Raw genomic sequence first — 6,432 nt, forward strand, 5'->3', positions numbered from 1 at the left:
TTAGCGAAATATATCGAAATATTTTTGCTATATGTATTGTTTTTTAGGAAAAGGAGGAACAATTTTGTGAAGCGGGGCAAATCAAAAACAGTTGGTTATATTTTAGCGCTCTTTTTTGGTGGTTTAGGTGCTCACCTTTTTTATTATGGTAAGTATTTAAGGGGTATTCTTTATTTGGCATTTAGTTGGACAGGTATTCCTATATTATTGGGATGGATAGACATGTTTTTTATTCATAAATGGCATCAGCAATATCTCGAAAGCCATAAGAACTCTCCGGAATCTTTGCAGGAAAAGCCACTTCAATCAATTACTTCACGAGTGGAGAAAACCAGACCCGAGGAAGTCGAATCTGAAAAATCAGTTTTATCAGATAGAGAAAACGAAATGATGTTTTATAGGGAAGAAGAAATTATTTTGCCAGAATATGCACATCTCAAGACACCTTCTTACATCAAAGAAGAAATTCAGCAAATTAAAAAATCATTTAAGCATAAAGATCTGAACAGACCGGTCATCGAAATATCTTTTCATACTCATGAGACTTATTTCATGGAAGATTCGATTAAATATGCTAATCAAATGGGTGTTAAAACTGAATTTGTTCCTTTGCAAGTTCATTGGACGACATTTCGAGATCTCGATGAAAAACAAAAGAAATGGTATTTTTATTGGAGACACCAGACGTTAAAAGGGAATTATTTGGATACAGATTTAAGCTATGTGATTTTATTTGTTTATGAATTGATCAATTATACTTTTAATCAAAATGCAGCATTTAATGTCAGTATGATGGTTCGTTTACAACAGGCATATAAAGAAAGAATTCCCAACTTGGACAGATATCTTTCAGAGTGGATTAGAGATATGTTAATTGAGTTAAATGAAGTTGAGCTGGCTCGTAAATGGGGATTAGGAGCTGAACCTTATTATCAGACGAATTTTTATCAAATATTTAAAGACCACGAAAAAGATATTGGCCCAATACCTATTAAAGAGTGGCAAAAAGTTATTAGAGGATATTCAGAAACCAACTTTTTCGAAATGAACAAACAAAAGGTTTATGCTACATTTAAGGAGGCATTAAAATTATTCCAAAAAATAAACATTGAAGAAGGGTTAGATTTAGAAAAGGCTTGGTTAGAACAAAAGAAAAAAACGGCAACGTACTATTTGTTTAAAAGTGCAGTGATTGGTCGAAATGTTGGAAGCCGAGTTATTGAATATACGGAATACGTACCGACAGAATATTTTTATAACGAGATCACTGCTTTATTTCGTATTTCTGAAAATGTTACTCGGTTGTGTAACGGTGTTAAGAGACAAATCCAAGCAAATGAAGAGTTACTTCCTCCTGGTTTCAAAAAACGTTTATTAGAAGAGATGAAAAACAAAAAAGTATATGAAATTGATGAAGATGTAGGAATCAAAAGTCGTTTTTCGCATGTTGTAACAGATAAAATTGAGGAGAAGGGGAGCCGAATTCCTCCAAAGCCCAATGAAACATTAGAAACAAAAACAGCTAATAATGATTCTAACAAATCCTGGATAACAGAATTGGACGGTAAACAAGTTGAAGTATTGAAACGAAGGCATCAGGCTTTTCTTTCAGAGTTTTCCAGCGATGAACAGGATGAGGATAAAAGTACAGAGAGAGAAATTAAACCAATGTCTAATGTGGAGAAAACAAAACTTGACATTCCCGAGCGGCCGACAATTACACTGAGTGACGATGATGTGGATGTCGAAGGATTTCTTTCCTCATTAACGGAAGAAGAAATTAAATTTATTAGCACATTTTCTAGCAAAAGGAGAAGAATCGACGTGGTGAATGATGAGATAAGAGATAAAGGAATTCCCGCTGCGGTTTTTATTAACGAAATCAATACAAAAGCAGAGGAATACTTAGATGATGTGTTTATTGAACAGATAGGCGATGATTATGTGATAAACGAAGAATTAGTATGTGTATTGGAGGAAATAGAGAGGAGTAAAACAATATGAAAATTAAAAGGCGTGATTCAGCAGATATTTTAAATGCATTAGCTGGTGGGGTAGTTCCCAGTCGAGGCCTTCAATATATAATAGTTGGTCGTGAAGCTGAAATGAGACAAATAAAAGAGGATCTAAATGATATTAAGGAAAATGGAAGTTCGTTAATTAAATTTTTTATTGGAGCATACGGAACTGGCAAAAGCTTTATGCAAAATTTTGTTCGTCAGATAGGTCTTGATGAAGGGTTTGTCGTTGCAAAAGCTGATTTTACTCCACATAGGAGATTATACGGAAATGATAACCAAGCTGTTGCTTTGTACAGCGAGCTAATGAGGAACTTATCTACTAAATCAGTTCCACAGGGTAATGCTTTACCGGCGATTTTGGACCAGTGGATAACAAATATTCAAAATCAGGTGGTACAAAAATTGGGCTATGACCGGCCTATTTTGAATGATCCTACCTTTATTCAAGCAGTTGAAAAAGAAATTATTGATGTTGTTTCACACTTGGATGAGTTAACGGGGGGATATGATTTTGCAAATGTATTAGGCATTTATTATCGGGGTTTTGTAGAGCAAGACAGGGAAAAGCAACGCCGTGCTTTGAGATGGATACGAGGGGAGTACCTGGCAAAAACCGATGCTATTCGTGATTTAGGAATTCGCGAAATTATCAATGACAACAATTATTATGGATATTTGAAGGTGCTATCGAAATTTGTACGCCAAATAGGATATTCAGGATTAATCATTAATTTAGATGAGGCAGTTAATTTATATAAAATTACGCACCGAGAAGCAAGAGAGAAAAATTATGAGTATATTTTAATGATATATAATGATATTTTACAAGGAGCGGTTGAAGGTTTATATATTACCTTCAGCGGTACACCTGAGTTTTTGGAAGATGAACGCAGGGGACTTTACAGCTATAAAGCATTGGAACGTAGGTTAAAACCAGGTGTTCAAAGCGATGAATACCGTGATTTAAAGCAACCGGTAATTAGATTAATGCCAATTACTCCTAATGAAACTCTGGTTTTATTAATGAATATCCGCGATATACACGCAGCTCATTACGGCTATGAACCAACGGTAACGGACGAAGAGATTCGTGATTTTTTGATTAATTTTTATGAACGATCGGGTGCTGAAAAGCACATCATCTTGGGGGACGTTATTCGACAGTTTATCAGTAGTTTAAATATTCTTATTGAAAATCCGATGACAGATCGGAAGGAATTATTTGGTGTTTCTAATGAAACACCACAAGATGATAAGCTGGATCGAAAAGTGGTTAATATACATGATCGCTTTCAACGTGGTAATTTTTAGTGATGTAAAGTGTTTTTACATGTGAATGATACGGTGAATACGCCGTTTATGATGTGATACCGAGGGGGATAAAATGAGCCAGATATTTTATATGTTATCTAATATTGTGCAAAAGAAAATATGGGATATGGGTTGGACAAGATTTACATCTATTCAAGAGAAAGCAATTCCGGTTATTATGAATACGCAAAAGGACGTGATTCTTTCGTCAGCTACAGCTTCTGGGAAAACAGAAGCAGCATTTCTGCCTATTCTTAGCCAAATTGAAGAAACAGCGCCTTATACACTTAAAGTTCTTTATATATCACCATTGAAGGCGTTGATTAATGATCAATTTGAACGCATTCAAAAATTATGTGATCAAATGTATATTCCAGTTCATCGTTGGCACGGTGATGTTAGTCAATATAGTAAAAAGAAGTTTATTGATAATCCTGCTGGTATATTGCAAATCACACCTGAGTCTATTGAAAGCTTGTTTATAAATCGTACTCATGTACTGCGTTTGTTGTTTCAGTATCTTCAATTTATCGTTATTGATGAAATTCATGTTTTTATTGATACAGAACGTGGAGTTCAGTTACGTTCATTATTGTCTCGCATTGAATGTTTTACCAAAGATCGGCCTCGTATTATTGGGTTATCGGCAACAATTGATAATTTTGAGTTAGTTAAGAACTGGGTTAATTACCGAGACCCAGATAACGTTGAAATTATCGAGGCAAAAGAAAATGATAAAGATCTTTATTATAATTTGATGCATTTTGACAGTGAGAAAATGAGGAGTTATCCTATCGAACTTTATGAAGATATCCGGGAATTGACCCGTAATCATTCTGCCTTAATTTTTTTTAATAGCCGAGGTGCTGTTGAAGAGGCAACAGTTATTTTAAATCGTTTGGCTGAACGAGATGGAATAGGGCAGATGTACTACGCGCACCATTCTTCGATTGCTAAAGCAGAACGTGAATTTGTTGAGAAGATGATGGCTAAATCTACTCTACCTAAAAGTATCGTAGCAACCAGCTCATTGGAGCTAGGAATTGATATTGGAGAAATAGATTTTGTTATTCAAGTGGATAGTACCTTTACTGTTTCATCCTTAAAACAAAGGTTAGGAAGGTCAGGCAGAAAACATGGTAAAGATCAGTATTTGCAATTATATACAGCAGATAAGTACGGGTTATTACAATCTATTGCAGTGATGGATTTATTATTACAAAAGTGGATAGAGCCGAGTAAAGGTTATTCGCGCCCTTATGATATTCTGTTTCATCAAATTATTTCAATATGCCACCAAATGAACGGCGTTGCACCAGAAGATTTAATTACATTGTTGAAACGCAATGGTGCATTTTATGATTTACCGGAAACAGATATTTGTTTGTTAATTGAACATATGGTTAAGCAAGATTATTTGGAACAACTTAGTGATACAGGCCAGTTGATTGTCGGATTAGAAGGGGAACGACTGCTTAGAGGAAAAGATTTTTATTCTGTTTTTATGACTGAAGATTCGTATGAAGTATTAGATGGAATTAAAAAAATTGGGGAAATTCAAAAAACGCCATTCGTAAATGAAGGAGATAACATTATCCTTGCTGGGCGATTGTGGACGATCAAAGAAGTAGATGCTAAACGCAGCAAGGTATATGTGCAGAAAGCAGTGGACGGGCATCCACCTAATTATTCAGGTGGGGGTGTGCGATTGCACCGAAGAATTCCTGAACATATGCATAAGATATTATGTTCAGATTATATATTTGATTTTATCAATAATGATGGTCGCTATACTTTAGAAGAGTTGCGTGCGCCTTATTGTCATTATAAAGTAAGACCAGATGAGAGAATAATATGGAGGATGGATGGTGAACTATTATTTGAAACATTTACCGGGACCAACATTTTTCAAACGCTAATTTGGATGCTTCGTTATTATGGTGTTAATGTAGACAAGACTGATGGTATTGGGCGTATCTCTATTTTGGACAATATTGATTTAATAGAAATATTAAAGGAGATTCGACACAAAGATTGGTTTATGAGTGATTTGATACCTTATATAATGGACAACGAGTTTTTTGCGTCAAAATATAGCCCGTTTCTTCCTAAAGAATTACAGATTAAAATGCATGAAGCACATTATGTTGATATTAAAGGTGTACTCGACTTTCTAAATTGCTATTGTATTCGAGAAATCAGGCTATAGAACAAAGTGGAATTTGCTTGTATAAACAATCTAAAGGTTACATCTCAAGCCATGAAAGAGAGAACATATAAAATAATAAAGGAAATGGTGAATTTGGGGAAAAGAGATTGAAGATAAGGGATCCAATTTACGATTTTATAGTAGAACCGTGAAGATTCTATTCTTAAATACCTTATCTGTAGGCAATATAATTCTAAGACCAAATAAGCAATTTAATAGCAGTCTTATTAAAAAGATATTGTGAATAGTTTAAGATTTAGAAAAGCGGGTAAAATAACTTATAAGTAATATTTTTATTAAATATAGTTGTGTTTATTACTTATAAGTAATATAATATAAGTAAGGAGACACATAATGAAGGTGTTGTATAATATAATATATCCGGAGCAATTTTATAGTACTAAAATTTATACACATCCTAAATTTGAAGAAGAATTAAAGAATATTTTGGAATATAGCGGATATAAGGAAAAATTTATAAGAATGTATAGGCAAAGACTTAAATTTTTAGAAGAGTATCAAAATCAATGTTATAAGAAAAGAGATTGGTTTGAAATTTTAAAGAAAACCGATGGATTGTATTCAATGAAGTTTAAGGGATCGAAAAATATAAGGATAATTTTTAAGTTTACTGGATACAACAAACAAAATATTGCATTATTGTTATGTACATTTGAAGAAAAAAATTCAAAAAATAATAGCAAAAGTAGTTATAAAGAGGCTATCAATATTGCAGAAGAAAGATTAGATGAAATAAGAGAGCTGCTGGATTAGCTTGCTGTTATGTTATTAAAATTAGACCAGCTAGTAAAAGTCAATAGGTTTTAAAAAGAAATTTAAAATTTTTTACGTTGTAAAAAAGGGTATAGCAAACAAACTCAATTAAGAGCC

4 protein-coding genes are annotated in these 6,432 nt (G+C 33.6%); all 4 read left to right on the top strand.

Features of this window, described 5'->3' with window-relative positions; translation table 11 throughout:
* The first annotated feature begins 66 nt into the window (after window positions 1-66).
* A complete protein-coding gene (locus tag HNR52_RS09900) occupies window positions 67-2,004 on the top strand; it encodes a TerB N-terminal domain-containing protein (RefSeq protein ID WP_435620497.1) in 1,938 nt (645 codons plus the stop codon).
* A complete protein-coding gene (locus HNR52_RS09905) occupies window positions 2,001-3,332 on the top strand; it encodes an ATP-binding protein (protein ID WP_013788526.1) in 1,332 nt (443 codons plus the stop codon). The genes HNR52_RS09900 and HNR52_RS09905 overlap by 4 nt, the downstream gene beginning before the upstream one ends.
* A 73-nt stretch (window positions 3,333-3,405) precedes the next feature.
* Window positions 3,406-5,541, top strand: a complete 2,136-nt coding sequence (locus tag HNR52_RS09910) for a DEAD/DEAH box helicase (RefSeq protein WP_435620498.1) — start codon at window positions 3,406-3,408, stop codon at window positions 5,539-5,541.
* A gap of 354 nt (window positions 5,542-5,895) precedes the next feature.
* Window positions 5,896-6,315, top strand: coding sequence for a hypothetical protein (locus HNR52_RS09915; RefSeq protein WP_013788524.1), 420 nt, complete (start codon window positions 5,896-5,898; stop codon window positions 6,313-6,315).
* The last annotated feature ends 117 nt before the right edge of the window (window positions 6,316-6,432 follow it).

Origin of the sequence: Thermoanaerobacterium thermosulfurigenes, from assembly GCF_051201035.1 — a bacterium.
In the GTDB taxonomy this organism is placed as follows: Bacteria; Bacillota; Thermoanaerobacteria; order Thermoanaerobacterales; family Thermoanaerobacteraceae; genus Thermoanaerobacterium; species Thermoanaerobacterium thermosulfurigenes.

Excerpts from the sequence above, each read along its gene's own strand:
- HNR52_RS09905 (WP_013788526.1), top strand. The coding sequence starts at position 2,001 with ATGAAAATTAAAAGGCGTGATTCAGCAGATATTTTAAATGCATTAGCT.
- HNR52_RS09910 (WP_435620498.1), top strand. The coding sequence starts at position 3,406 with ATGAGCCAGATATTTTATATGTTATCTAATATTGTGCAAAAGAAAATA.
- HNR52_RS09915 (WP_013788524.1), top strand. The coding sequence starts at position 5,896 with ATGAAGGTGTTGTATAATATAATATATCCGGAGCAATTTTATAGTACT.